Raw genomic sequence first — 25,678 nt, 5'->3', positions numbered from 1 at the left:
GCGACTATGCCCAGTCGGCAGTCTTAACCAGCATCGGTCTTTCGTATTCGTAGCTCAAATGGCTGACCGCATATTTGCGGTACTGCTTGGGGTCGACGCGTGCCAGCACGATGCCAGCCACATCCGCGTTGACCTCGACCAGCTCCTTCAGTCCATCCATCACAGTTTCGCGCTTGGTGTTGCCCCAGCGGACCACGAAGGCGACCTTGTCGACCATGCGGGCCAGCGTCAGAACCTCCGCCCCCACCAGCACCGGTGCTGTATCGATGAGAATGAGGTCGTAACGCGGCGCCAGAGCATTAAGGATCAGGCGCATACGTTCGGAGGTGAGATAGCGCATCGCCTCCGGCGTGAACATGCCGGCGGGGATCACATCGACGCCTGAAAGAGAGTCCGTGAAGATCGCCCGGTCCAGATTGTCCTCCTCGTCCCGCAGCAGCGACGCAAGGCCGCGGCCATTGGCGCAGCGGAAAAGCTGATGCAGTCGGGGATTACGCCAGTCGCAGTCGATCAGCAGCACACGCCGCCCCTGGCTCGCCAGCATGCGGCCAAGCGAGGCAACCAGCACCGATTTGCCTTCGCCAGGCACGGCCGAGCCGAACATCACCGTCTTGGGTGATTCTGCGGCTTCCGACAGCTCAAGGCCGATATGCAGCTTCCTCAGTGCCTCGGTATAGGGCGAGATCGGCCGTCGCAGTACATGGACTACCGGCTCCATCCGCCCGCGCATGGCGGGCACAAGAGCAAGCACCGGCAGGCCAGTCATGGCTTCGATCTGATCGCCGCGCCGGAAGGTCATATCAGCGCTGTCACGCAACAGAGCGATGATGATGGCAATCAATGCGCCGCCCAGCACGCCAAGGAAGACGATCAGTGTCTTGGGCGGGAAGGCCGGGAAATTCGGCGGCGCCGCCGACGAGATCAGCTTCGCATTCGGCTTCGCCAGTTGATCCTGGCCGATGGTCTCCTTGGCGCGGCTCAGCATCTGCTCGAGCAGATTACGGTTCACCGTCGCTTCACGCTCCAGCGCATCCAGCCGAATCTGCTTCTCGTTTACGCCACCCAGGCGGTTCTGCAACCGCTCGAAATTCTGGCGCAGGGCTTCATAACGCGCACCGGTCGTGCGGGCTTCGTGACGCAATCCTCCTATGATGCTGTTGATCTCGGCCCGGATCTTGCGGCGCACGTCGGCCACTTCGGCCTTGGCGCGAATCACCTGCGGATGCTGCGGCCCGAACTCTTCGGAAAGTTCAGCCAAGCGCGCGGCGGCAGCGGCCTCCTGTTGCTTCAGGCCTTGAATGGTGGTGGAGTTCAGCACCTCAGGGACGCTTTCGCCTGTTAAGCCTGTCTTGCTCAGCGCCATGGCTTCGCTCAAGCGCGCATCCGCCTCAGCCTTCGCGGTCTGCGCCAGGATGAGCTGGGTGTTCAACTCAGTGAGTTGCTGGGTGGTGACGCCGACATTAGCGCCTTTGTACAGGCCATTGGCGCGACGGTATTCCTCGACAGCACGGTCGGATTCCTCCACCTGCTGGCGCAAGGCGGCAATGCGTTCGGCCAGGAACTGTTCAACCTCTTCGGTGGCCGCAACCTTATCTGCGCGTTGCCGGGCGAGATAAGCATCGGCAAGGGTATTCGCAACCTTGGCGGCCAGATACGGATCCTGCGACTGCACCTGGATGCTCAGCACATGCGAGCGGCCCAGTGTCGCAACCTCGATCCGGTTCAGCAGCGTGTCGATGACGATATTCATCTCACGCTCTTCTGGGCTGATCGGATCTTCGCCCGCCGTTTGCTGATTGCCTTGCAATGCAGCCAGCCAGCTTTCTGGCAGGTAGTTGAGCGGATTCAGATAGGACACGATCTTCGCCGGCAGCGACGGCTCGCGCAGCAACGGATTGAATTCCGGGTTTTCGATCAGCCCAAGCTTCTCGATGGTCTGCCGCGCGATGTCGCGCGACATGATGATGAAGCTTTCATTCTGCACCCGATCTGAGTCCGGGCTCATATCGGCGATGATCGCTTCGATATTCAGGGCCCGCATCGGCGGCAGGCCGACCAGAACACGCGACTCCGCCACGTAGTAGGACGGCATCTGCTTGACGATGACCACCGAGAGCGCAGCGAAGACAGCCGTGATCACGAGGATCATCAGCCGGTACCGCCACAGCTTGCGCAGCACATCGAGGAAGGTGGGAGGTTCAGGCGGCGGAGCCGCGTAAACCGGCGGAGGAGCTGCAGGCGTACCGACAGCATGCGCGGCCGGTTGCCACCGAGGACGGAGGCGGTCAGGTAAGGCCATTAGAAGTATCGCTCGCGAACGGTTATGACATCTCCGGGAAGCACCGGCGTTTCAGGTGTTGCGGTGAGTTTCTGCTTTTCGCCGTTTTCACCGGTGCGGGTGAGGTAGAAGGAGTTCTCCCTGGCGCGATAGGTGAACCCGCCTGCCAGCGCGACGGCATTGATGATGGTCATCCCCGAGACATACGGATAGCTGCCCGGGGTGCGCACCTCGCCGACGATGTAGAAGGGTCGGTAAGTCAGCACTTCCACACTGACGCTGGGGTTTTTCAGATAATCGGGCTTCAACTTGCCGATCAGCGCCTGCTCCAGGCCTTTGGCGGTCAAGCCGCCGGCCTGCACCTGGCCGATGAGCGGATAGGACAGCATCCCGCTGCCATCGACCTGGAATTCGCCCGTCAGTTCAGGCTGCCCGTATACGGTGATGCGGACGCGGTCACCCGATCCGAGCGTGTAGCCTTCGGTGAGCTGTCCCGGCAGGGCGGTCGTCGGCTGCGACTGCTGTGATGCCGATATCGGCCCGGCCGGGGTCTGATTGGTCTGAGCCCAACCCGAATCGAGAGCGACGAAGGTAGCCGCCCAAAGCATCGCGGCAATGCCGGCATAGCGCCGCAAGGCCGCTATCGCTTGTACGATGCTGTAGAGGTTCATCATGGCTGGTGTCTCTGTGAAGGCTAAAACCAGCGCGGCGCCGCAAAAGTGCGACCGCGCTGGATTTAGCTCTTACCAACAAAGAGACCAGTCCGGTGTGACCAAACAGGGGCAAGGTCTAAGCGTTACACCGGCATTCAAAAAGACTGCGAATCCATTGGATTACAGCTGCCCCGTCAACCGAATGAAGACCACGTTCTCGTCGAAATCCGCATTCGGCAAATTGGACTCGCGGGTGCGATATCCATAGCCGCCGGAAACCGACAGATAGCGGTTCATCAGGTACCGGGCGCCCAGCCCGGCAAGATAGTAATCGTCGTCGCGGGTGATGCCTTCGAACTCGTTGTTCTCATATCCCAGCGAGGCGTTCAGGATCAGGTTCCGCAACAGCTCGTGATCGACCCGGATCGAGGCACGGGTGGCGAAATAGCCCGATGCACCATTTTGCGTGGTTTCTTCCACGCTGCGATTCAGATTGCCGGTCACGGTGGTGAGCTGGGTGACATTCCAGGTCAGCTTCAGGCCGGCAGCCCAGCCGGATATCTCCTTCAGCCGCGGATCGTCGTATTCCTGCACGCGATAGCCGACATAGCCATCCAGGAAGGTGACGCCGGTCAGGTCGTATTCGGCGCCGACCGCCAGCAGGTAGCCATCCGAATTGCGCTGGAATCCGGCATTGTCCACCCGGCGCTCGTAATCGCGCCAGTTATAGCTGCCCAGCAGGTAGACCTGCCGCATCGGACCGATTTCATAGCCGGTGCGCAGCGAGATGGTGGTCTGATCGCGGTCGCGGTCGCCCTCGTCCCGGGTCGTCCCGTCATTCAGGCGGACATTGTCGTAGCGATGCTGTTCGTATGCAGCATCGAAGCGCAGCGACAGGCGGTTAAAGACCTTCTCGATCCCGGCATTGGCGCCATAAATTTCGTATTCCGCCGGCTCCGCGATGTTGGATGGGCTGTCGGGATCGTCGCGGGCGATATGGCGAAGGCGATACCCCGCGCCGCCGAAGAGGCGCAGATCGCGCAGCACGTCCAGCCGACCGTCCGCAGACAGAGTATAATCCTCGAAATCCTCGCTGGTATTGTCAGCGTAGCGCGCCACCTTAGAATCCGCATGCAGATTAAGTGCATGGTTATTCCAGTTTGAGCGCAGGTTCAGCGCGGGCTCGATCGAGGTGATGAAATCGCTTTCCTCGTTATTCTCGGTGGCAAAGATATTGCTGTTGTAACTTTCCTGAAGTGAAAGCGTCGGCAGCAGCATGAAACCGCCGAGCCGGACGCCAATGGCATCGTAATCCGGACGCTGGCGCTCTGTGACCGTATCACCACGCACCACCTGCCCTGCCGGGGCGTCGGCCGTATATTCTCGAGTTTGGGCATAGATGTCCGTAGCGGACAACAGAAGTGGAACTGTCAGATAATAAGCGATTTTACGGGCAATCATCTACCCCACCTCGGCGGCTAATTTTCCTCGCCGGCCAGATTACTGGGCAGCTTGTGCCCGGGATAATACACGCTGATGCCAGTTCCATGCACTACTAATCATGGCATCAAGGCTAGAAAGTGAGGGTTTCCAACCCAATACCTGCCGGGCCCGGGTGGGATCGGCCAGCAGGACAGCCGGGTCGCCGGGTCGGCGCCCCTCAACTCGCACGGGTATGTTGCAGCCTGTGACGCTCCTAGCGAGGTCGATTACCTCGCGTACCGTAGCGCCATGGCCGTTTCCAAGGTTGAACACATGAGCACCGACCGAATGGTCGAGATAACGCAACGCCATGACATGGGCCGTAGCCAGATCGCAGACATGGACATAATCCCGTACACAGGTCCCGTCCCGGGTGGGGTAATCGGCCCCGTAAATTGAGATGAACGGCCGGAAACCTGCCGCAACGTCAAGGACCAGCGGAATGAGATGCGTCTCGACGTGGTGAGCTTCGCCGATCTCGCCATCGGCATCGGCACCCGCGGCATTGAAATACCGCAGCGAAACCGAGCGCAGCCCATAGGCGCGCGCATAGTCATGCAGCACCTGCTCGATCATCTGCTTGCTGGTACCATACGGATTAAGCGGGCGCCGGGGGTGATCCTCCGCCATCGGCGTGGTTTCCGGTTCGCCATAGACCGCCGCGCTGGATGAGAAGACGATGCGGTCCACCGCATTCCGCCGCATGGAATCCAGAAGACACAAGCTGCCGGCGACATTGCTGTCGTAATACTGTGCGGGATCGACGACCGATTCACTGGAGATGATCAGGCCCGCCAGATGGATCACGGCGACCGGCCGGTAGCGCCGCATCACTTCATCCAGGCGGCCGGAATCGATCAGGTCGCCGCATTCCAGCGGTCCCCAGCGGACGGCCCAATGATGGCCGGCCGAAAGATTGTCGTAGGCAATGGGAAGGAAACCTGCCTTCGCCACCGCTTTGCAGACGTGGCTGCCGATATAACCGGCTCCGCCAGTGACCAGCAGCTTCGGACGGCTATCAGCAACGGCCATAGCTGTCCGCCAGACGAACGATGTCGTCCTCCCCGAGATAGGCGCCCGATTGCACTTCGATCAGATGCAGCGGCAGCTTGCCGGGATTCTCCAGCCGGTGCGCAGCCCCGATCGGGATGTAGATCGATTCATTCTCGCGCAGCAGCAGGCATTCGTCGTCGCGCTGCACCAGCGCGGTGCCCTGCACCACCACCCAATGCTCGGCGCGATGGAAATGTTTCTGCAGACTCAGCTTGGCGCCTGGCTTGACCATCAACCGCTTGACCTGGAAGCGATCTCCCATATCGACAGAGCGGTAATACCCCCAGGGCCGGTAGGTGGTGGTGTGGGAGATCGGCTCCGACCGGTTGCGCTGGCGCAGCTGCGCCACGACGCTGGAGACATCGTCCACACGATCCGCCTTGGCAACCAGAACGGCATCGTCGGTCGATACCACGACCACGTCTTCCAGTCCGATCACCGTGACCAGCTTGTCCTCGGCACGGATATAGGAATTCTTCACGTCCTGCGCGACGACATCACCGCTGATGACGTTACCGTCGCTGTCGCGGGCGCCACAATCGCGCAAAGCCTGGAACGAACCCAGGTCGTTCCAGGCCATGTCGACCGGAATTACCGCCGCTTCATCGGTATGCTCCATCACTGCACGGTCGATGGACAATGCCGGCGCGTCGCCAAAGCTCGCGGCATCGAGGCGGAAGAAGCCGAGATCGTCACGGCCGGCAGCGACCGCGCGCTCGCACGCCTCCAGCATCTTCGGATGCAGTTCGCGCAACTCTTCCAGATAACGCCGCGCCGACAGCAGGAAAATCCCACTGTTCCAGCAGAAGACACCGCTTTCCACGTAGCGCTTCGCCGTATCGGCATCCGGCTTCTCGACGAAGCGGCTGACGCTGCGCGCGTGCTCCGAACCCTCCAGCGCCGGACCATACTGGATATAGCCATAGCCCGGCTCCGGCCGTGTCGGCTTGATGCCGAAGGTGACCAGCTTGCCCTGCTCGGCCGGACCGATGCCAGCCTGTACAGCGCGATGGAATTCTGCGAGCCCCCCAATCACGTGATCGGCGGGCTGCACCAGCATCAATGCATCCGGCTCGAACTGGCTGAGCCAGAGCGCCACTGCGGCCAGGGCCGGTCCAGTGTTGCGGGCCAGCGGCTCAAGAATGATCTTGCGCGGCTGCACGTGCATCTCATTGAGCTGTTCCTCGATGAGGAAACGATGTTCGTCATTGCAAACGAGGATCGGCGCCGAGAAACCGACATCCTCGATCGTGCGCTGCACGGTTTCCTGCAGCAGTGTGCGCGTCGAGGTGAGCGCCAACAGTTGCTTCGGATAAACAGAACGCGACAAGGGCCAGAGGCGCGTTCCAGAGCCGCCCGCCAGGATGACGGGGTGTATGCGATAGCTGTCCTGATCCAGGACTTCGCTAGTCTCGGTCACGGCGTTCATCATTAGCCTCGTCGACTGGAGGATGGGGAGCCAGTCGACTATGGCTACCTGCCTGCAAAGCGGCCAGTGATCAAACTGTGTCTCAGATCAAGCCCTTATTCGGCAGCGGGAAGAATGATTTGAATGCTCAAACCACCCGTGATGCGGTTCATTGCGGATACCTGACCGCCGAGCGCTTCAACGTTACGCCGTACGATCCACAAGCCCAGTCCTGAATGCTTCAGTTTTCCACTACTGACTTCTTCTTCCGGCTTGTGCGGCCGAAGCGAGAAGTAGCGATCGAAGATATGGCCTACCTTGTCGGGATCGATGCCGGGGCCTTCATCATCGATCCGCAGAAGAACCTGCTTGCGCTCGCGCGCCAAAGACACGGTGATCGTGCTATCCGGCGGCGAAAAGCTGATGGCGTTGTCGAGAATGTTCTCAAACACCACATCAAGTACGCCCGCCGCGGCATGCACGATGATATTGTCCTCCATCACGCGTACCAGTCGAATGCGACGCTCGGCGATGGTCTCGCGATATCGGAATAGCACATCGGCAATTACATTGGTCAGATTGATTGCCCGGCGCGGCGCATCGATCAGATCCGCGGTATTGTAGTCGAGCTGCTGCGCCGCATTAACCAGTGCATGCAAGCGGCGGATCGAGGATTCGATCAATACCACCGCCCGTTTCGAACGCTCGTTATCGGCAGGCAACACCCGCTTGATCGGCTCCAGCGCCGACTGGATCGTACAGATCGGTGCCTTGAAGGAGTGGGCATTATCCTCCGCCGTCTGGCGGATATCCGGCGCTGCCTTGCGCAGATCGGCCACGAGCTGATCGAAGTCAGCTGCGACACTGGTCAGCTCGGGCACGACATTGCGATCGACAAAGGTGCGGCCGCCTGCGCGGCCATGCCGGATTTCACTGGCGACCCGGCGGAAATGATGCAGGTTCCGCCATACACTCCAAGCCATCAAAACGGCGAGCAGGGCAAACGCGACATAAATGCCGGCGGCAATCCGAATTTCCTCCGTCTGCCAGTAGGACCGCCCGATCGATACATTCAGAAATTCTGAGGTGGGATGCGCCGATATCAGCACCCAGCAGCCCCAGCGCGACTGGATCGGCAGCAGCGAAGTCATGATCTCCTCGCGGCCATCCGGCTGCTTGAACCGCAAATCGACCGAAGACGACCATTCGCAGCTCTCAGAGAGCCGCTGCAGGATGCCGTGTTCGGCCAGGCGCTCCAGCTCCGGGCCGATCTGATCCGGTGTCGCCTCAGGCGACGAGGCGATATAGTAGAAGCGGTCGGGCGAAGTGGAGCCCGCCGGCGAAAACATCAGCCGCAGAATCGTGCGCCCGTCATTGTAGCGCTGCAGCTCACTGTTCAGCGCGCTATGACGCGGTCCGTCGGGCTGATCCAGCATCGGTGAGATCGCCTGGGCGATCAGCCACGTGCGATGCTGAATGCCGCGTGCAACCAATTCGCGCCGCTGCGCATCGGCGCTCTCGAACTGGCCGTAAAGCACGACCGGCAGGGCGACGAATACGCCGACCAGGCCGATCAGCTTCAGGGTCAACGAGGCTCCGAGCCGGCGTAGCGAACTCGCCGGACGCGAAGCCTCCGCCTCATGCAGGCTCTGTTGACTGCTCGGCTGTGGCGGCGTCTCGCCAGCGGTAACCGAAGGCAAGGAAGTTTTCGATTTGCGAAAACTCAGGATCGAGGGCGCGGAACTTGTTGCGGATACGTTTGATAGAGGATCGTACGTTTGTCCGGTATCCATCTTCGCCATTTCCCGCGATGAATCCCGCATGATGCACGCAGTCGTATATGGACCGGTAGGTCACATATTCGCCGGCGCTCTGCACCAGAAGGGAGACAATGTTGAATTCCACAACGGTGAGATTGACGTCCTGACCCTTCCACATTGCCCGGCTGACCTGCGGCCGCAGAACCAGGTCGCCGCAGCGGACGATCTCTTGGCGGCGCTGCTCCGGCGGGCGTTTGCCGGAATGCAGGATAAGCCGGATCCGCTTGGCCAGGATGGCAGTGCCGCGCGACTTGTTGACGAAATCCATCGCGCCTGAATCCAACGCCGCACTCTCATAGGCCGTGGCAGGCATACCGGTGAGGAAGATTACCGGCAGCATGATGCCGCGCCGCCGGGCCTGGCCCAGCAATTCCAGGCCGGAGACGCCCGGCATGCGCCAGTCCAGAACGATCACATCGCCGGTGCCGCCCTGCGCGAAATGCTCAAACATTCCTGCGCCGTCGCGGAAGCCGAAGACCTGAAAGCCCTCGTCGCCCAGTTCGCCGCCGATCGCCTCGCGGAAATCGTCGTCGTCATCCACGAGGATGACTCTGATATCATTCTCCGCTGCGCGCATGTCACTTCGGCTTGGCACGGGAGCGTAGCTCAGACCAGCATTGGCGTTTTCCCTGATCAGTGCTGTCATTGCCTGTCACCTCGTAGCTAAGGATGCGAAAAACTCGGGTTTGAACATCAGGATAAAAAGAGACATTCAGATGGCATTTTGCGGCGTTGTATCGCCATATTTTCGCCGGAGGTTTGCTTTCGGTCGCTGTCGGCGCCCCGAGCAGGTCGATCAGCTCTTCTTCGCGCAAACCTGCAAGGTCGATCGTCGTATCCCCGACCTGAGGCGGCGCCGCAACGGCGGCCACGATTTTGGTATCTCGATTGCTCGGCGCGCGTCGTGCCGCAGCTGCATTCATTGCGGGCGTTGACGACGGAGCCGCTGATGCGGAAGACGAAGATGTTTTGGAAGGATTCTGCACGCGGCCTGACTGCTTGTCGGCCAGTGGCCACTGGCGCGCGTCGCAACCTGCCATCAGTAGCAGGCAGCCACACACTGCCACCCCCGTAAGCCATTGCGTCATGCCCCACCCCTGTCGCGTCGCGGCGTCGATGTCTGCTCGTACAGCTATAGCTACGCCGTTCGCCATTGCGCTCGGTCCTGCTCCACGACGTTATCGACACCGGACATTGGACTGTCCGGCCGTTGCCAATTCTCAAGCTTTCCCCCTTTGCCGCCTCGTTGTTGAGGTCTTTGCCGCTCCCACGGCTAGCGTGATCTTTGGCTGGTCGCTGAAAAAGACCGAATTGCCAAGGATGATTGTAGGAATGCTGCGATTGCGTTCAAGCTCAGAGAGGCTGATCGATGACCGGGCCACGGAGAAGTCACAGCAAGTGTGAATCTTAACGCGTGAGGCCACGGAAAAGTCACAACAGCCCTCAAATTGTCGCGGGCCACACATTTACCACACAGAATACAAGACGGTTCGCCTTAAATGCAGCGCGGCTCCCATGCGGGGATCGTGGTTAACGCCGCGTGATCTCAGTATACGGCGAAGGTGAGGAGAGACATTGATGGCAAAGCATCAATTCGATGCCAGCATACTGCGCGAGTACGACATTCGCGGCGTTGTCGGATCGACGTTGAAGATGCAAGACGCCCGCGCGCTGGGACGCGCCTTCGGCACACTTGTGGCGCAGAGCGGCGGCCGCGTTGTCGCGCTTGGCCAAGACGGGCGCCTGTCCTCTCCCGCTTTGGCGAATGCTTTCTCCAAAGGCCTGCGCATGGCAGGCATGGATGTGCTGCGCATCGGCGTCGGCCCCACGCCGATGCTCTACTTCGCCGGCAAGCATCTTGGCGCAGATGCGGCGGTGATGATCACCGGCTCGCATAATCCGCCCGAGTACAACGGCTTCAAGCTGGTACTAGGAGGACGCAGTGTCTACGGTCCCGATATCCAGCGCCTAGGCCAGATCATCAAGGATAAGGAATTTGCCAGCGGCACGGGCCGTTCCATCCGCCGCTCGGTTTTCGGTGCCTATGTGCGCAGACTGATGCGCGACTCCGAATTGGCGCGCTCGCTGTCTGTGGTGTGGGATCCAGGCAATGGCGCGGCAGGCGCCGTGGTGCAGCGGATCACGCGATATTTGCCCGGCCGTCATATCGTACTCAATGGCGAGATCGACGGCACCTTCCCCGCCCATCATCCAGACCCGACATTGCCGGAAACCTTGGAACAGCTGCGCGCCACCGTGCTGGCCGAAGGCTGCGATCTTGGCATCGCCTTTGACGGCGATGGCGATCGGCTTGGCGTGATTGATAATCGGGGCAATATCCTGTGGGGCGACCAGCTGATGATCCTCTGGTCGGAAGAAATCCTGCGCCTCCAGCCCGGCGCCACTATCATTGCTGATGTAAAAACAAGCCAGACGGTCTTCGACACTGTCGAGCGGTTGGGTGGTGTGCCGATTATGTGGAAGACTGGCCATTCGCTGATCAAGGCGAAGATGCAAGAATCCGGCGCGGTATTTGCCGGAGAAATGAGCGGGCATATCTTCTTCGCAGACCGCTATTACGGCTATGACGACGCGCTCTATGCCGCCGTCCGTCTGCTCAACATCGTGGCCCGTAGCAGCCGCAGCCTGGCTGAGATGCATGACCGCCTGCCGAAGACCGTCACCACGCCGGAACTGCGCATCGAATGCGATGATGCACGCAAGTTCGGCATTATCCATGAGGTGAAGCACCGGCTGCAGCAGGCTGGCGCAAATGTGAACAACATCGACGGCGTCCGGGTCGCTACCGAAGATGGCTGGTGGCTGCTGCGTGCCTCTAATACACAGAACGTTCTGGTCGGCCGCTGCGAAGCGCGCGATGCCGCCGGCTTGCAGCGCTTGAAGGATACCTTGTGTGAACAGTTGATTGCCAGCGGCATCCCCGCCGCGACACTGAAATCAATCATGGAACCGGCGGCGGCGTCCTCCGGATCCGAAACCGTCGAAGCGGTCGCCTGACGATTGCCTAGATCATGCCAGCCCGCTTGGCTGGGAGAAGCGAACGTGCAATCCAGAACCCTCATTCGCGATGGACGCGAGTGCTGCAGACGTTTGCGCGGCGCGGCCATGCTTGCGGTTTTCGTAACATGTGTCGCGGCCTTTTCAGCCCCCGCGCAACAGCACGGCGAAAGCTGCACCGTGATGCGTCAAACCGGTCCGGTCACGATCCTGCGCGGCGGCAGGGACGATCGCTCCACTATCGGCACGGTGATAAGCGCCGACGATCAGATCGTCACCGGCCGCAACGCCCGCCTGCGGCTGAACTGCAGCGGCGGCATTGACGCAACCATTGGAGCGAACAGCAGCCTCTCAGTGCAGCAGCTGACGGAAGCCGATCAGTCGCGGAAGGCCGTGCTCGTTCTCCTTGAGGGCATCCTGCGGATTACGCTGGCGCCGTCGGCAAATCGTAACAGCTTCGAACTGCGCACACCGACCGCAGTTGCCGCCGCGCGCTCTACTATCTGGACCACCGAGGTGCTGCCGGCCGGAACCTCGGTCTTTGTCGTCGAAGGGACCGTATCGGTCAACAGCCGGCAGAGCGGCGCAAGCGTGTTGCTGGAGCCTGGTTTCGGCACCGACGTTGCGCCGAATGCAGCACCAACCCAGCCGGTCCGATGGGGGCAGGCTCGCGTGGAGTCAGCCCTGCGCCGAACCGAAGCGCCCTGAGTTCTTCCGTGTTTGTCCGGCGCTTCTTTTCGCGGAATGCGGCCTGGCAGATGACTGTCGCCGGGGTGCTGATGGCGGCGACTGTTATTGCCTATCTCGCCTGGCGCGACGCGCCTTTGCCCAGTGCCCTTGAGGGGCAGATGCTGGCCTGGCGCTTCCAGACCCGCGGCGCAATACCGCCGCCGCCGCAGGTGGCCGTTATCGCCATCGACGATGCCTCTATCACAGCCTACAAACGCTGGCCCCTGCCGCGCAGCGTTCTCGCCGATGCCGTCAGCCGCCTGACGGAGGCAGGCGCGAACGCCATCGGCCTCGATCTTCTTCTGCTGGACGAAGAAGCCGCCACCGCACCAGCACATCCAGGCATGGGGCAGCCGAATACGGGCGACCAAGACCTGGCAGAGGCGCTGGCAAAGGCGCCTGTCGTCCTGCCCCTGGCCTTCACATTCGAGCCGGGTGGTGAGATGGATGAGGACATGGTGCGGCTGGTGCGACGCGCGGCATTGTCTGTGGTGCACCACGGCTCCGTCAAGACGCAGATGGCCGGCGCCACCGGCACGCTGGCGCCCATCGCCCCGCTGCGGGAGCAGGTGAACCTTGGCCATGTGAATGTCCTCGCCGATCAGGACGGCGTCTTGCGGCAAATCCACCTCGCCCTTCCCGTTGGCGGCCGTTACATCCCCGCCTTCCCCCTGGAGTTGACCCGCCTTTTCCACGCACTGCCAAAGGAAAAGATGGCCCTGCTGCTGGACCGGGGCCTGCTTCTAAATGGCAGGCTCGTGCCGACGGATGCGCAATTACGGTTGCCGCTGCTTTATTATGGTCCGCCGAAGACGATCCCCACCTATTCGCTGGTGGATCTGGTCAATGACCGTATCCCGCGGCAGCGGCTTGCCGGCCGTGCCGTGCTGATCGGCGCCACTGCCGTCGGGGCGGGCGATACCTTCGTCACGCCATTCAGTCTCAGCCTGCCCGGCGTCGAAGCCTTGGCGACCGTGACTGCCAATCTGATCAGCGGTCAGATCCTGCAGCATGGCACCACAGTCCTGCTGTGGGATATCACACTGATCGTTGGCTTTGGCCTGGCCGCCTTCGCGATTGGGCATCTTCCCTCACCTTTCGCCGCAGCCGGCGGCTTCGTCGTTCTGTCCTTGCTTCTGTTCATCGTTGCGCAGCTTGCGTTTCAGTACAGCCTTGTGTGGCTGAACCTCTCCTTCGCCCTGCTCTCCATTTTGCTAAATACCAGCTTCGTCGCGCTCAGCCGGATCGTGCAGGAACGGCGCGGACGCCGTGATATGGAGCGGCAGAAATCCAACCTGTCGCGTTATCACTCGCCGATGATCGCCGATCTGCTGGCGCATGGCATGCCGGAGACGGCTGGACGCCGTCAATTGGCCGCCATCATGTTCATCGATCTGGCCGATTTCACCGCGCGCTGCGAAACCATGGCGCCTGAAGTGGCGGCGGATTTTTTGCGCGCCTTTCACGGTCGCGTCGAGCGCGTCGTGCTGGCCCATGGCGGCATGCTCGATCAATTCCTCGGCGACGGCGCCATGGTGATTTTCGGCATACGCGGTGCAGCGCCGCAGGACCCCGTTACGGCGCTTGCCTGCGGGCGCCGCCTGCTGGACGATATCAGCGATTGGAGCCGCCAGCTCGAAACACAGGGTCAGCCTCCGCTGGTCGTCCGCGTCGGTATCCATTACGGCCCCGTGGTGATCAGCCGCCTGGGCGGCAGCAGCCAGATGCATTTCTCCGCCGCGGGCGACACGGTGAATGTCGCCGCCCGGCTGGAAAGCATCGGCCGCTCGCCCACCAGCACCATCAGCATTTCCAGCGCCTTGGCAGCGGCCGTGCAGGCGCAGGGCCGCCACGACCTCCTGCAAGGCTTCACCGAATTGCCGCCGCAGCCGATCCGTGGCCGCAGCGAGAAGCTGTCGGTCTGGACCTTGCAGCATGCCAATGCGGCTTGAGCCACATCAGGGACAGCTATGTCAGGATCGGAATGTCGGAAGTGGTGCCCCAGGCCGGACTTGAACCAGCACGCCCTTGCGGACAACAGATTTTGAGTCTGTCGCGTCTACCAATTCCACCACTGGGGCCCGGATAATCGCCCGGTTGAGCGGGGAGGCCGGATATTACCCAACGCACCGCCTAAATCAACTCCCCCACCGGCAAAGAAAAACGCTTCCCGGCCAAGCAGCTTCCCTCCTTCTCCGACATGTGACAGCGCCTGATCGGTGCCACTGAACCGGCCCGCGCTTATCACAACAGCCGCGGCTGGCGCGCATGGACAAGCCCGCCCGCCTCCGGCATACACGAACGAGCTTTCTAGGCCGGAGTGTCATCGCTCGTGTTCCGCAGCCTTTATGACTGGACCATGCGTCAGGCCCGTCGGCCGAATGCGCCGCGGGCCTTGGCCGTGGTATCCTTCCTCGAAAGCTCGGTCTTTCCGATACCGCCCGACGTGATGCTGTTGCCGATGTGCCTGGCAGCGCCACATCGCTCCTTTCAATACGCATTCATCTGCACGGTCGCCTCGGTGCTCGGCGGCATGCTGGGCTATGCCATCGGCTTTTTCCTGATCGAGACCCTGGGGCAATGGATCATCCGGATCTATGGCCTTGCGGATGCCTGGGCCGCTTTTGAATCCGCCTACGGCGAATACGGCCTGTGGATCATCCTCATCAAAGGCCTGACGCCAATCCCCTACAAGCTGGTCACCATTGCCAGCGGCGCGGCCCATTTCAGTCTGGCCGTTTTCATCATTGCATCCGTCGTCACCCGCGGCGTCCGCTTCTTTCTGCTGGCCGGCCTGCTGTGGAAATTCGGACCGCCGATCCAGGTTTTCATCGAGCGGCGGCTGACCTTGCTGGGCTGGATTTTCCTCATCGCCTTGGTCGGCGGCTTCATCGTCATCCGCTACCTCATCTAGGCATCACCGGCTGAACCACCACACCGCGACAGTCTGCCGCGGCGCGCCCCGCGCGTTTTCAATCTGCAAACCGCGACATATACTTGCCCTATGTCCGTCGCTTTCGCTTTCCATCCCCGCCATTCGGGCTTGCTCGTTGCCGCCGCCAGCGTGGCGAGCCTGGCTTTCGCCTTCATCGCGCAATACGGCTTCGGCCTGGCGCCTTGCGAGCTCTGCATCTGGCAGCGCTGGCCTTACACGGCCTCCATCCTGCTGGGGCTTGCAGCCCTGCTGATGCCGCGCTGGCGCGGGCCGCTGCTCGTACTGGCGGCGCTGAGTTTCGCCACAGGTGCCAGCATCGCCATCTTTCATGTCGGCGTCGAAGAGAAATGGTGGCAGGGGCTGGCAAGCTGTGGGGGCGCGCCGACGCCGAAGACCTTGGAGGAATTGCGCGCGCAGTTGATGACCGCGCCGGTGGTACGCTGCGATGAAGCGGCCTTCCGCTTCCTTGGTCTGTCGATGGCGGGATGGAATGTGATCTGGGCGGGTCTGCTGGCGGTGTTTACGGCCATCGCCGCGCGCCGCGCCTTCCGGGAGAATACGTGATGATGCGGCAGAACAGACGGCGCCTGGCCGGCGACCCCGATCCGCAGCAGTTGCTGAAACGCATCCTTCGCGTCGACCATGCCGGCGAATATGGCGCGAAGAGAATCTACGAAGGCCAACTGGCGGTACTGGGCAAAGCACCGTCGGCGCCGACCATCCGCCACATGGCTGAGCAGGAACAGAAGCATCTTGATGCTTTCGACCGCCTGCTGCCGCAGCGCCGCGTGCGCCCCACCCTGCTGGGTCCGGTTTGGCATGCTGGCGCTTTTGCCCTTGGTGCTGCCACGGCTTTGCTAGGTGAGAAGGCCGCAATGGCCTGTACCGAAGCGGTGGAGGAAGTGATTGACCAGCATTACGCCAAGCAGGTCGAGAAGCTGGGCGAAGCCGAGCCGGAATTGCGCGCCCTGCTGGAAAAATTCCGCGCTGAGGAAATCGAGCATCGCGACATTGCGCGCGCCGAGGGAGCGACCGATGCGCCGGGCTACAACCTTCTGAGCAAGGGCATCAAAGCGCTGACCCGTGGCGCGATCTGGCTGTCCGAGCGGATCTAGCCGGAATAACTAACTCAGCCGCCGAAAGTCTGTTTTGCGGCGACGGTAATCTCGTCCGGCGTCATGTCCTTGATATGGGTGGCCACGCTCCAGATGACACCGAAAGGATCGAGCAGCCGGCCATAGCGATCGCCCCAGAAAGCATCCTCTGCCGGATTGAGGATGCGCGCACCCGCCTTCTCCGCTGCCGCCATCACTGCATCGACATCGGCGACATAAAGATGTACGCCCACGCCCGCGCCATCCCGCGCCGGGGCCGAGCCGCCGAATTCGGGAAAGCTGTCGCAGAGCATGAGATGAGAATCGCCAATCTTGATCTGCGCATGCAGCAACCGTTCGCCATCAGGGGCCGTCATTCGGTAGATCTCTTCGGCGCCGAAGGCCTTGCGGTAGAAGTCGATTGCCTTGGCGGCATTCGTGATGGTCAGATACGGCGTGACAGAGTGGTAGCCTTCCGGAACCGGCGAAACCATCGCGATCTCCCTGATTGGCGCTGACCGGACAAAGCCGAGACGCAGCTCGGGCCTTACGGCTCCAGTTCACTATCCCAGTATAGGAAGTCGCGCCAGCTATCGTGCAAATAATTGGGCGGGAAAGCCCGCCCATTACGTTGCAATTCCTGTACGGTCGGCATGTGCGGCTTCGTCCTGGGATGCATGCCACAATCATGCGGCATGCGGCCGCCCTTGCGCAGATTGCACGGCGCGCAGGCAGCAACCACATTGTCCCAGCGGGTCAGGCCGCCACGGGAACGCGGGATTACATGATCGAAGGTCAGTTCATGCCGGCTGCCGCAATATTGGCAGGAGAAGCGGTCGCGCAGGAACAGATTGAAACGGGTAAAGGCTGGGCGGCGGGCCGGGGCGATGTAGCGTTTCAGCGCCACCACGCTCGGCAGCCGCATGCTGAAACTGGGGGAGCGGATTTCCTGCTCGTATTCCGACAGGATGGTGACGCGATCCATACACACCGCTTTGACCACTTCCTGCCACGGCCAAACCGAGAGCGGGAAATAAGACAGCGGCTGGTAATCCGCATTCAACACTAACGCTGGACAACTCTCAGGGTTCATGTGCTCCCCAGGGCCCGGTTGCGTAGAATTGCAATTACCATATGCGGGGTTACCGCATCATGACAACTACCTTATTTTGTAAGGGCCGCCGGTCTGCCGGGCCGGAGGCTGCATTGATCTAGCGCGCCAGCCGCGCGGCGCCACTACTTTCCGCAAGGAAAGCGCCGCCCAGTGCAAGACCGTCCGGCGCGATTCCATGGCCAACGCCCCTGCCGATATGCCAGCGGGCGGGACAGTCCGCCGCGGCCAGTCCGTTCAGCGCCGCGAATAAGGCCTCAAGCGGTACCACGTCGTCGGCATCGCCATGGATCAGCAGAATCGGCGGCCGGCCGCGAATCTGCTCCTTGAGCTTGTCGGCGCCGAGCAGCGCGCCGGAGAATCCCAAAATCCCCGCTGGCGCCGGACTGCGGCGCAAGCCGACATGCAGCGCCATCATGGTCCCCTGGCTGAAGCCCACCAACATCAGCCGGTCGGCGCCCAGGCCAAGACGCGCAAGTTCCATGTCGATGAAACTTTCCAGCACCGGCGCGGCCTTCTCGGCACCATCTAGCATCGTGGCATAAATCTCCGCCGCATGATGCGGGTCGCGCCGCAGCAAGTTCGGATCATAGGCATCGAGTGCGAACCATTGCCGCCCGCCGCCCATGCCGGGCGGAAAGCCCGGGATCATCGTCGGGGCATGCGGCGCTACGAAAGCAGCTCCGGGCAATTGCCGCCGCCACTGCGCGCCCAGCTCGATCAGGTCGTTGCCGTCCGCGCCATAGCCATGCAGCAGAACGACAAGGCTTTGCGCCTTGCCTTGCGCGGGAGGAATCCGGGGCCCGTCAATCTTCATGGCAATCAGTCAGCATAATCGTCAGTTTCGTGCCGGGTTTCATACTGGCGCTGCATCGGTCGTCAGCCGGTTCTGCGTGACGGCATAATACCGCCACAGCAGCCGCGAAGCGACGCCGCGATAGGGCCGCCACGGTTCCGCCAGCGCATCCATCTGCTTCACATCCGGCCGAGACTTCAAACCGAACAAGCGGCGCGTTGCTTCCTGCAGCGCGAGATCATGCGCCGGCCAGATATCGGGACGATCCAGCGCAAACAGCAAAAAGATCTCCGCCGTCCAGCGCCCGATCCCTTTCACCGCCGTCAGCATGGTGATGGCCGCGTGATCCTCCAGCTTGGGCAACAACGCGAAATCGAGCTCGCCCTGTTTCACGGCGCGCGCCAGATGGCGCAGATAAAGCATCTTCGGCCGGCTCAAACCACAGCGCTGCAGTTGTGCATCGCTGCGCTTCAATATCTGTTCGGCGGTGAACGGCGTCACCGCCATTTCCACCCGAGCCCAGATTGCTGCCGCCGAGGCAACCGAGACCTGCTGCTCGACGATGATCCGCGCCAGACTTGCCAGATCGGCCGGACGGCGCCGGTCGGGCAAGAATTCGACGACCCGCCAGGCTTCGGCGAACTTCGGTTCGCGCTGGCACAGCGCCTCGATGGCGACCAGCGTGCTTCTGCGGCGATCCGGCTTCAGAGCGGGCGTCGGCCGCGGCTTTGTATTTTGCAAACGCTTTGCCATAAGCTGCAGGAACGGAATTGTTTCATGCACTCTGACATCGTCACCCGCACCGCGCCAAGCCCTACCGGCTATCTGCATCTTGGCCATGCCTATTCGGCGGGCCTGGCCTATTTGCGCGCCAAAGCCGCTGGCGGGCGTTTTCTCCTGCGCATCGAGGACATCGACGGCACGCGCTGCCGCCCGGAATTCACAGAGGCGATCTTTGAGGATTTCGCCTGGCTTGGTTTGCACTGGGACGAACCCGTGCGGCATCAGTCGCAGCATCTTGCTGAGTACAAGCGCGCTCTGGATGACCTTGCATCGCGCGGCCTGCTCTATCCCTGCTTTTGCAGCCGCAAGCAGATTCAGGCCGAAATCGCCGCTGCAGGCCACGCCCCACATGGCTTCGATGGCGTGATCTATCCTGGCACCTGCCGGCGGCTGAGCAATGCTGAGCGCGCTGAACGCATCGCGCGCGGCGAGCCCTATGCGTTACGCCTCAATATAGCTGCCGCCTGCCGCCAGGTCGGCCGCTGGCCGCTCTCATGGCATGACGAATCCGAGGGGCAGCAATCCGTCACACCCGACCTGCTGATCCAGGGATTCGGCGACGTCGTGCTCGCGCGCAAGGAAACACCGGCGAGCTATCACCTCTGCGTCTGCCATGACGATGCCCTACAAGGCGTCACCCTGGTCAGCCGCGGCCGAGACCTTTTCCCGGCTACGCATCTGCATCGGCTGCTGCAGGCTTTGTTCGGCTGGCCGGTACCGGCCTATGCCCATCACCCCCTGCTGACCGATGCCTCAGGCGAACGGCTGGCCAAACGCAAGAATGCCCCGGCCCTCCGCGACCTCCGCGCTGAAGGAGCAACACCAGCCTCCGTCTGGCAGCAAGCCGGGCTTGAACCGGCTGACTTTACCTGAGGTCAGATCTCATTCCCGGCAGGTTTTCATGAAAGAACATACATAGAACGATATTAAGATATTTGGGAAAATTAGACGCTCGTTCGCCGTACGATCGCGCCGTGCTTGTTAATTCCCGAGCGGGATGGCGTAGGTGATCGCAACGCTCTCGGTGCCAGGATTGCTGTCATAAATGCTGGCATTCGAGATGTGGTTGACGCTCAGCCCCAGCCGCGAGCGGTCGTTGAAGCGGTAGGACAGCTCAAGCTGCGAACGGAACTGAACGGCGCCACCGAGATCCTTGCCATCGCCATCATGATAGAGGCCGGGCGCGAAGCTGGGGGTCAGCACCCAGCGGCGGCCGAAATAGATGTCCACCAGCACGCCGGCATAGCCATGCACCGCCGCGTCGCTGGTCGCCATCACGCCGGCGAAGGGCTTGAAAATCCAAAATTTTTCGTCGTGTCGATATTCGATGCGGGCTTCAGCCGCATCGAAGTTGTCGTTGATGTCGTAATATCCAGCCGACAGGGCGAGGAAAGCCGGATCATCGGCCCGGGCAGGCGCGGCGGCAACAACACTCATCACGGCCGCCAGAAAGCCGGCGGCAAACACGCTTGAAACGCGGATCATCGAACCCCCCAACTGAGTCTGCGCGAGCATACTATCCTTGGCAGAATGCACCCGCCAAGCCCTTCTTATCGTTGGCGTTTCATTCCGCTCTATTATTGCCACAATTCCCCGGCAGAGAGCCCGCCATGCGTATATTGCGTCGCCTTCTGCTGATTGCCCTGATTGCACTCGTCGTTATTCCGAGTCTCTACGGCCTCGCTGCCCTCGGGCTGGGCAGCCTCTCCGGGCCTTACCGTGATCCCCTGCCCGAACAAGAGAAAGTACCGGTTTATCTGATCTCCAATGGCTGGCACGTCTGGCTGGCGCTTCCCGTGAAACAGGGCGAGGGCGATCAAGCCATGGACTGGACCGAATGGCTGCCGCCGGAGGATTTCGCCGCTGATGTCAGCGGGCGGAACTACATCGCCTTCGGCTGGGGTGACCGCGACTTCTATCTGGCCACGCGCCGGCCGGCCGATTTCCGCCCCAGCCTGGCCCTGGCGGCGCTGCTCGGCCGCGGGCCTGCCGCCATGCATGTCATGCGGGTTGCCGAACCGGATGAAAATGCCGAGGGTGTCCGCCGGATCGATGCCGACCTGCTGCAATATCACGCTCTCGTCGCCTATATCCGCAAAGGCTTCGAACTCGGGCAGAATGGACGACCACGGCCTATTAAGGGCGCCGCCTATAGCGGTACCGATGCGTTCTACGAAGCAGTGGGCCGCTACAGCCCGTTCCGCACTTGTAACGAGTGGATTGGCGGGGCACTGCGTACCGCAGCGCTTCCCGCCGGAATGTGGACCCCCTTCCCCTTCGGCCTGATGGCCAAAAGATAGGCCATGGCGGGAACACCATACAGGTCTGCGGCAGTGACCAGCCCGTGGTCGCCTTGCGACTCAGCCCCAAAGGGGCTAAATCCTGCCCCGAAAACCATAAACCCGGGGAGGCCCCCTCCCCTCTGTCCTGTCTACGGGAATTCCAGCGGAGAAAAACTATGACGGTACGCGTCGCGATTAACGGTTTCGGCCGCATCGGCCGCAATGTTCTGCGCGCCATTATCGAAAGCGGCCGCACGGACATCGAGGTGGTCGGCATCAACGATCTCGGCCCCGTCGAAACCAACGCGCACCTGTTCCGTTACGATAGCGTCCATGGCCGTTTCAACGGCGAAGTGAAGACCAAGGACGGCGCGATGGATGTCGGCCGCGGCTGGATGAAGGTTACCGCCGAGCGCGACCCGACCAAGCTGCCCTGGAAAGAGCTGAACGTCGACATCGCGATGGAATGCACCGGCATCTTCACCGATCGCGACAAGGCCGCCGCCCATTTGACCGCCGGTGCCAAGAAGGTGCTGGTCTCGGCGCCCGCCACCAACGCTGACCTCACCGTCGTCTACGGGGTTAACCACGACAAGCTGAAGCCCGAGCATACTGTCGTCTCGAACGCCTCCTGCACGACGAACTGCCTCGCCCCGGTCGCCTATGTGCTTCATGAAGCCATCGGCATCGAGAAGGGCTACATGACCACCATCCATGCCTATACTGGCGACCAGCCGACGCTGGACACCCTGCACAAGGATCTCTACCGCGCCCGCGCCGCGGCCTTGTCGATGATCCCGACCACTACCGGCGCGGCAAAGGCTGTCGGTCTGGTGCTGCCGGATCTCAAGGGCAAGCTGGACGGCTCCTCGATCCGCGTGCCGACGCCGAACGTGTCGCTGATCGACTTCAAGTTCATCGCCAAGAAGAACACCACGGTCGAAGAGGTGAACGACGCGATCAAGCGCGCCGCCGCCGGCAAGCTCAAGGGCATCCTCGACATCAACGACGCGCCGCTGGTGTCCAGCGACTTCAACCACAATCCCGCCAGCTCGACCTTCGACCTGAAGCAGACCCAGGTCATGGAGGGCAATCTGGTGCGCGTCGTGTCGTGGTACGATAATGAGTGGGGCTTCTCCAACCGCATGTCCGACACTGCGGTGGCGATGGCCAAGCTGTAAGCGGCGATTAGGGAGCCGCAGCGATGGCAAAGTTCCGCACGCTCGACGATGTCGATGTCGCCGGCAAGACCGTGCTGACGCGAGTCGATCTGAACGTCCCGATGAAGGATGGCCGGATCACCGACGATCTGCGCATCAGCCGCATCTTGCCGACCTTGCACGAACTTTCACGCAAGGGGGCCAAGGTGGTCGTGCTGTCGCATTTCGGCCGGCCCGATGGCAAGCCGGTGCCGGAAATGTCGCTCAAGCCGGTGGCCGCTGCTTTGGCCACCGCGCTCGGCTCCCCGATCGCTTTTGCGGAAGACTGCATTGGCGATGTCGCGAAGGCGGCCATCGACAAGCTGAAGCCCGGCGGCGTCGTGCTGCTGGAAAACACCCGCTTCCATGCGGCGGAAGAGAAGAACGATTCTGCCTTCGCCAAATCGATGGCAGCGCTGGGCGACATCTATGTCAATGACGCTTTCTCCTGCGCCCACCGCGCTCATGTCTCGACCGAAGCTCTGGCGCATCTGCTGCCTGCTTATGCCGGCCGCAACATGGAAGTGGAGCTGAAGCATCTCGAAGCCGCGCTGGAATCGCCGGAAAAGCCGGTGGCCGCAGTGATCGGCGGCGCCAAGGTGTCCACCAAGCTTGAACTGCTGGGCAATCTGCTGTCGAAGGTCGACAAGCTGATCATCGGCGGCGGCATGGCCAATACCTTTTTGTTCGCGCAAGGCCGTGAAGTGGGCAAGAGCCTGTGCGAGAAGAACATGGCGGATACCGCGCGCGACATCCTGCGCGAGGCCGTTGCCCGCGGCTGCGCCGTCGTGCTGCCCGACGACGTCGTCGTGGCCCGCGAGTTCAAGCCCGGCGCCGCCAGCAAAGTCGTGCCAACGGATCGCTGTCCGCCGGATCAGATGATCCTGGATATCGGCCCGGTCGCGGCCGCACGGCTCGGCACCTTGCTGGCCGATTGCAAGACACTGGTCTGGAACGGCCCACTCGGCGCGTTCGAGACCCCGCCTTTCGATGCCGGAACGGTGACGGTGGCACGTACTGCGGCGGCGCTGACTGCGGCGGGCCGTCTGCTCAGCGTGGCTGGCGGCGGCGACACCGTGGCCGCTCTGCGCCATGCCGGCGTGGTCGAGGAATTTTCCTATGTTTCCACGGCCGGCGGTGCCTTCCTCGAATGGATGGAAGGCAAGGAGCTGCCGGGCGTGGCCGCTTTAAACGGGCATTGAGGCGAGGCTCACCCCCCTGGCCCCTGAAAAATCACGTGCTAGAGTCCGTTTCACTGAACAGAATTAAAGGATCAATCGGGAGCTGATCTATGAACCTCAAGGAACTCAACCAGATCGCAGAAGCGATGGTCGCGCCGGGCAAGGGCATCCTTGCCGCGGACGAAAGCACCGGCACCATCGAGAAGCGGCTGTCCAGCATCAACGTACCGAACACCGAGGAGAACCGCCGCGACTATCGCGAGATGCTGTTCACCACGCCGGAGATCGAGAAGTACATCTCGGGCGTCATCCTCTATGACGAGACGATCCGCCAGAAGGCCAAGGACGGCACTCCGCTGGTCGAAATCCTGAAGAAGCGCGGCATCGTGCCGGGCATCAAGGTCGACAAGGGTGCCGTGGAACTGCCGGGCAGCAGCGGCGAGAAGATCACCGAGGGGCTGGACGGCCTGCGCAAGCGCCTGCAGGAATACCATCAGCTCGGCGCCCGCTTCGCCAAGTGGCGCGCGGTGCTCAGCATCGATGTCGCCGCCGGCAAGCCCTCGCGCCATGCGCTGGTCGCCAATGCCGAGGCGCTGGCCCGCTATGCGGCCCTCTGCCAGGCAGAGAACATCGTGCCGATCGTCGAGCCGGAAATCCTGATGGACGGCGACCACGACCTTCAGGCCTCGTTCAACGCCACCGAGCGCACCCTGCACACGGTGTTCGAGCAGCTCGCGCTGCATAACGTCGCCTTCGAAGGCATGATCCTGAAACCCAACATGGTCATCCATGGCGAGAGCTGCAAGAAGACCGCCAGCGTCGAGGAAGTGGCCGATGCCACCGTGCAGGTTCTGCTGCGCTGCGTGCCGGCTGCCGTGCCGGGCATCGCCTTCCTGTCGGGCGGCCAGTCGGACGAGGATGCTTCGGCCCATCTCGGCGCCATGAATGCGCGTCATCCGAACCTGCCGTGGAAGCTGACCTTCTCTTACGGCCGCGCGCTGCAGGCCCTGCCGCTGAAGCTGTGGGGCGGCAAGGCGAGCAACGCTGCCAATGCGCAGAAGGGCTTTTTGCATCGCGCCCGTCTGAATGGTCTGGCCGCGAGCGGCAAGTACGAAGCCAAGCTGGAGCAGGAATTCAAGGCAGCCTAAATCGCGCCTTTCCTCTTAAAAAAACAATCACGGCCCCGGCAGCAATGCCGGGCCGTTTCATTTTTGCATCTTAGAAGCATGCAAACTCGAAACCTGGGCATGAAAAGCCCGGGCGGTTTCCCGTCCGGGCCGTTTCGAGGTTTGGCTGCTTTGGTTATCGAAGGCCGTTAGGCGGCCTTGGGTTGCGCGTCGATCACCGTGCCGGCATTTGCTGCCGTCATAATCGGGATCTGACGAGGCTTCTTGGCCTCAGGCACTTCGCGCTTCAGCGCGATATGCAGCAGGCCATCCCTGAGATCAGCGCCAACCACCTTCACCGTGTCGGCAAGCTGGAAGCGGCGCTCGAACGCGCGGCGCGCGATGCCGCGATGCAGCACCGTCACCTCTTCGTCTTCAGCCTTCGACTCCTCCGCGGCTTTGCCGGTGATGATCAGGCTATTCTCCTTCACCGTCACATCGAGTTCTTCCGGGCGGAAGCCGGCCACCGCCATAGTGATGCGGTAGGCATCTTCGCCGCGTTTCTCGATATTGTAGGGCGGATAACTGGGCGCCGTCTCGTCGAGGCGGCTGGCCAGATCGAACAGCCGGTTGACGTGATCAAATCCGATGCTGGAGCGCAGCAGGGGCGAGAAATCAAATGCACGCATGGTCTTATCCTCCTTAAGCGACAAGTCCGTCTTCACGGCCCGCACTATCGCCTGGCCGCCG

The 25,678-nt window shown here is 61.8% G+C and carries 25 protein-coding genes and 1 tRNA gene; 11 read left to right on the top strand and 15 right to left on the bottom strand.

Going from position 1 to position 25,678, the window contains the following annotated elements:
• Positions 1 to 4: 4 nt before the first annotated feature.
• From Q0603_RS07145 to Q0603_RS07110, 8 genes are all read right to left on the bottom strand, one after another.
• On the bottom strand, positions 5 to 2,299 hold the full coding sequence (locus tag Q0603_RS07145; RefSeq protein ID WP_298724040.1) for a polysaccharide biosynthesis tyrosine autokinase: 2,295 nt from the start codon (positions 2,297 to 2,299) through the stop codon (positions 5 to 7).
• On the bottom strand, positions 2,299 to 2,952 hold the full coding sequence (locus Q0603_RS07140; RefSeq protein WP_298724038.1) for a polysaccharide biosynthesis/export family protein: 654 nt from the start codon (positions 2,950 to 2,952) through the stop codon (positions 2,299 to 2,301). Before Q0603_RS07140 ends, Q0603_RS07145 begins: the two co-directional genes overlap by 1 nt.
• A 159-nt stretch (positions 2,953 to 3,111) precedes the next feature.
• The gene (locus Q0603_RS07135) at positions 3,112 to 4,281 is read right to left on the bottom strand and encodes an outer membrane beta-barrel protein (RefSeq protein ID WP_298724036.1); all 1,170 of its coding nucleotides are present in this window, start codon (positions 4,279 to 4,281) and stop codon (positions 3,112 to 3,114) included.
• Positions 4,282 to 4,431: 150 nt separating this feature from the next.
• Complete coding sequence (galE, locus tag Q0603_RS07130; protein ID WP_298724034.1) at positions 4,432 to 5,445, bottom strand: UDP-glucose 4-epimerase GalE; 1,014 nt, start codon at positions 5,443 to 5,445, stop codon at positions 4,432 to 4,434.
• A complete protein-coding gene (locus tag Q0603_RS07125) occupies positions 5,432 to 6,895 on the bottom strand; it encodes a mannose-1-phosphate guanylyltransferase/mannose-6-phosphate isomerase (RefSeq protein WP_298724032.1) in 1,464 nt (487 codons plus the stop codon). The genes galE and Q0603_RS07125 overlap by 14 nt, the downstream gene beginning before the upstream one ends.
• A 95-nt stretch (positions 6,896 to 6,990) precedes the next feature.
• Positions 6,991 to 8,463: a HAMP domain-containing sensor histidine kinase gene (locus Q0603_RS07120; protein WP_298724030.1), complete on the bottom strand. Its 1,473-nt coding sequence runs from the start codon at positions 8,461 to 8,463 to the stop codon at positions 6,991 to 6,993.
• Between the two features lie 49 nt (positions 8,464 to 8,512).
• Entirely contained in the window at positions 8,513 to 9,340 is an 828-nt protein-coding gene (locus Q0603_RS07115; RefSeq protein ID WP_298724028.1) for a response regulator transcription factor, read from the bottom strand.
• Positions 9,273 to 9,782, bottom strand: coding sequence for a hypothetical protein (locus Q0603_RS07110; RefSeq protein WP_298724026.1), 510 nt, complete (start codon positions 9,780 to 9,782; stop codon positions 9,273 to 9,275). Before Q0603_RS07110 ends, Q0603_RS07115 begins: the two co-directional genes overlap by 68 nt.
• Before the next feature lie 490 nt (positions 9,783 to 10,272).
• On the opposite strand from Q0603_RS07110, the gene pgmG reads away from it, so the two are divergent.
• From pgmG to Q0603_RS07095, 3 genes are all read left to right on the top strand, one after another.
• Complete coding sequence (gene pgmG, locus Q0603_RS07105; protein ID WP_298724024.1) at positions 10,273 to 11,712, top strand: phosphoglucomutase/phosphomannomutase PgmG; 1,440 nt, start codon at positions 10,273 to 10,275, stop codon at positions 11,710 to 11,712.
• A 108-nt stretch (positions 11,713 to 11,820) separates the two neighbouring features.
• Entirely contained in the window at positions 11,821 to 12,420 is a 600-nt protein-coding gene (locus tag Q0603_RS07100; RefSeq protein ID WP_298724022.1) for a FecR domain-containing protein, read from the top strand.
• Positions 12,421 to 12,470: 50 nt separating this feature from the next.
• The gene (locus Q0603_RS07095) at positions 12,471 to 14,393 is read left to right on the top strand and encodes an adenylate/guanylate cyclase domain-containing protein (protein WP_298724020.1); all 1,923 of its coding nucleotides are present in this window, start codon (positions 12,471 to 12,473) and stop codon (positions 14,391 to 14,393) included.
• A gap of 42 nt (positions 14,394 to 14,435) precedes the next feature.
• On the opposite strand, the gene Q0603_RS07090 is transcribed toward Q0603_RS07095, so the two are convergent.
• Positions 14,436 to 14,522, bottom strand: a tRNA-Leu gene (locus Q0603_RS07090).
• Positions 14,523 to 14,773: 251 nt separating this feature from the next.
• On the opposite strand from Q0603_RS07090, the gene Q0603_RS07085 reads away from it, so the two are divergent.
• The 3 genes from Q0603_RS07085 to Q0603_RS07075 all read left to right on the top strand — a co-directional run bounded on the left by Q0603_RS07085 (position 14,774) and on the right by Q0603_RS07075 (position 16,491).
• A complete protein-coding gene (locus Q0603_RS07085) occupies positions 14,774 to 15,355 on the top strand; it encodes a YqaA family protein (RefSeq protein WP_298724018.1) in 582 nt (193 codons plus the stop codon).
• Between the two features lie 90 nt (positions 15,356 to 15,445).
• Positions 15,446 to 15,940, top strand: coding sequence for a disulfide bond formation protein B (locus Q0603_RS07080; protein ID WP_298724016.1), 495 nt, complete (start codon positions 15,446 to 15,448; stop codon positions 15,938 to 15,940).
• A complete protein-coding gene (locus Q0603_RS07075; protein WP_298724015.1) occupies positions 15,940 to 16,491 on the top strand; it encodes a demethoxyubiquinone hydroxylase family protein in 552 nt (183 codons plus the stop codon). The genes Q0603_RS07080 and Q0603_RS07075 overlap by 1 nt, the downstream gene beginning before the upstream one ends.
• A gap of 14 nt (positions 16,492 to 16,505) precedes the next feature.
• On the opposite strand, the gene Q0603_RS07070 is transcribed toward Q0603_RS07075, so the two are convergent.
• The 4 genes from Q0603_RS07070 to Q0603_RS07055 form a co-directional block, all read right to left on the bottom strand.
• The gene (locus Q0603_RS07070; RefSeq protein WP_298724014.1) at positions 16,506 to 16,964 is read right to left on the bottom strand and encodes a VOC family protein; all 459 of its coding nucleotides are present in this window, start codon (positions 16,962 to 16,964) and stop codon (positions 16,506 to 16,508) included.
• 53 nt (positions 16,965 to 17,017) lie between these two features.
• Entirely contained in the window at positions 17,018 to 17,563 is a 546-nt protein-coding gene (locus Q0603_RS07065; RefSeq protein WP_298724013.1) for an HNH endonuclease, read from the bottom strand.
• A 118-nt stretch (positions 17,564 to 17,681) separates the two neighbouring features.
• Entirely contained in the window at positions 17,682 to 18,398 is a 717-nt protein-coding gene (locus Q0603_RS07060; protein ID WP_298724011.1) for a dienelactone hydrolase family protein, read from the bottom strand.
• A 39-nt stretch (positions 18,399 to 18,437) separates the two neighbouring features.
• Positions 18,438 to 19,118, bottom strand: coding sequence for a DNA-3-methyladenine glycosylase 2 family protein (locus Q0603_RS07055; protein ID WP_298724008.1), 681 nt, complete (start codon positions 19,116 to 19,118; stop codon positions 18,438 to 18,440).
• A 36-nt stretch (positions 19,119 to 19,154) separates the two neighbouring features.
• On the opposite strand from Q0603_RS07055, the gene gluQRS reads away from it, so the two are divergent.
• Positions 19,155 to 20,033 (top strand): tRNA glutamyl-Q(34) synthetase GluQRS, encoded by an 879-nt coding sequence (gene gluQRS / locus Q0603_RS07050; RefSeq protein WP_298724006.1) that lies wholly within the window; start codon positions 19,155 to 19,157, stop codon positions 20,031 to 20,033.
• Positions 20,034 to 20,141: 108 nt separating this feature from the next.
• Here gluQRS and Q0603_RS07045 read toward each other — a convergent pair whose 3' ends face one another.
• Positions 20,142 to 20,675, bottom strand: a complete 534-nt coding sequence (locus tag Q0603_RS07045) for an acyloxyacyl hydrolase (protein WP_298724004.1) — start codon at positions 20,673 to 20,675, stop codon at positions 20,142 to 20,144.
• 95 nt (positions 20,676 to 20,770) lie between these two features.
• Between Q0603_RS07045 and Q0603_RS07040 the strand changes: the two genes are divergently transcribed.
• The 4 genes from Q0603_RS07040 (at position 20,771) to Q0603_RS07025 (ending at position 24,970) form a co-directional block, all read left to right on the top strand.
• Positions 20,771 to 21,460, top strand: a complete 690-nt coding sequence (locus Q0603_RS07040) for a TIGR02117 family protein (protein WP_298724002.1) — start codon at positions 20,771 to 20,773, stop codon at positions 21,458 to 21,460.
• 158 nt (positions 21,461 to 21,618) lie between these two features.
• Positions 21,619 to 22,623 carry a type I glyceraldehyde-3-phosphate dehydrogenase gene (gap, locus tag Q0603_RS07035; protein WP_298724000.1) on the top strand — a complete coding sequence of 335 codons (1,005 nt, stop codon included), beginning with the start codon at positions 21,619 to 21,621 and terminating at the stop codon, positions 22,621 to 22,623.
• 23 nt (positions 22,624 to 22,646) lie between these two features.
• A complete protein-coding gene (locus tag Q0603_RS07030; RefSeq protein WP_298723998.1) occupies positions 22,647 to 23,843 on the top strand; it encodes a phosphoglycerate kinase in 1,197 nt (398 codons plus the stop codon).
• A gap of 89 nt (positions 23,844 to 23,932) precedes the next feature.
• Positions 23,933 to 24,970, top strand: coding sequence for a class I fructose-bisphosphate aldolase (locus Q0603_RS07025; protein ID WP_298723996.1), 1,038 nt, complete (start codon positions 23,933 to 23,935; stop codon positions 24,968 to 24,970).
• 167 nt (positions 24,971 to 25,137) lie between these two features.
• On the opposite strand, the gene Q0603_RS07020 is transcribed toward Q0603_RS07025, so the two are convergent.
• Complete coding sequence (locus tag Q0603_RS07020) at positions 25,138 to 25,617, bottom strand: Hsp20 family protein (protein WP_298723994.1); 480 nt, start codon at positions 25,615 to 25,617, stop codon at positions 25,138 to 25,140.
• Between the last annotated feature and the right edge of the window lie 61 nt (positions 25,618 to 25,678).

Source organism: uncultured Ferrovibrio sp., from assembly GCF_937960835.1.
GTDB lineage: Bacteria > Pseudomonadota > Alphaproteobacteria > Ferrovibrionales > Ferrovibrionaceae > Ferrovibrio.
Note: the sequence above shows the minus strand (reverse complement) of the source record. Positions and strands in the feature narration are given on the sequence as shown.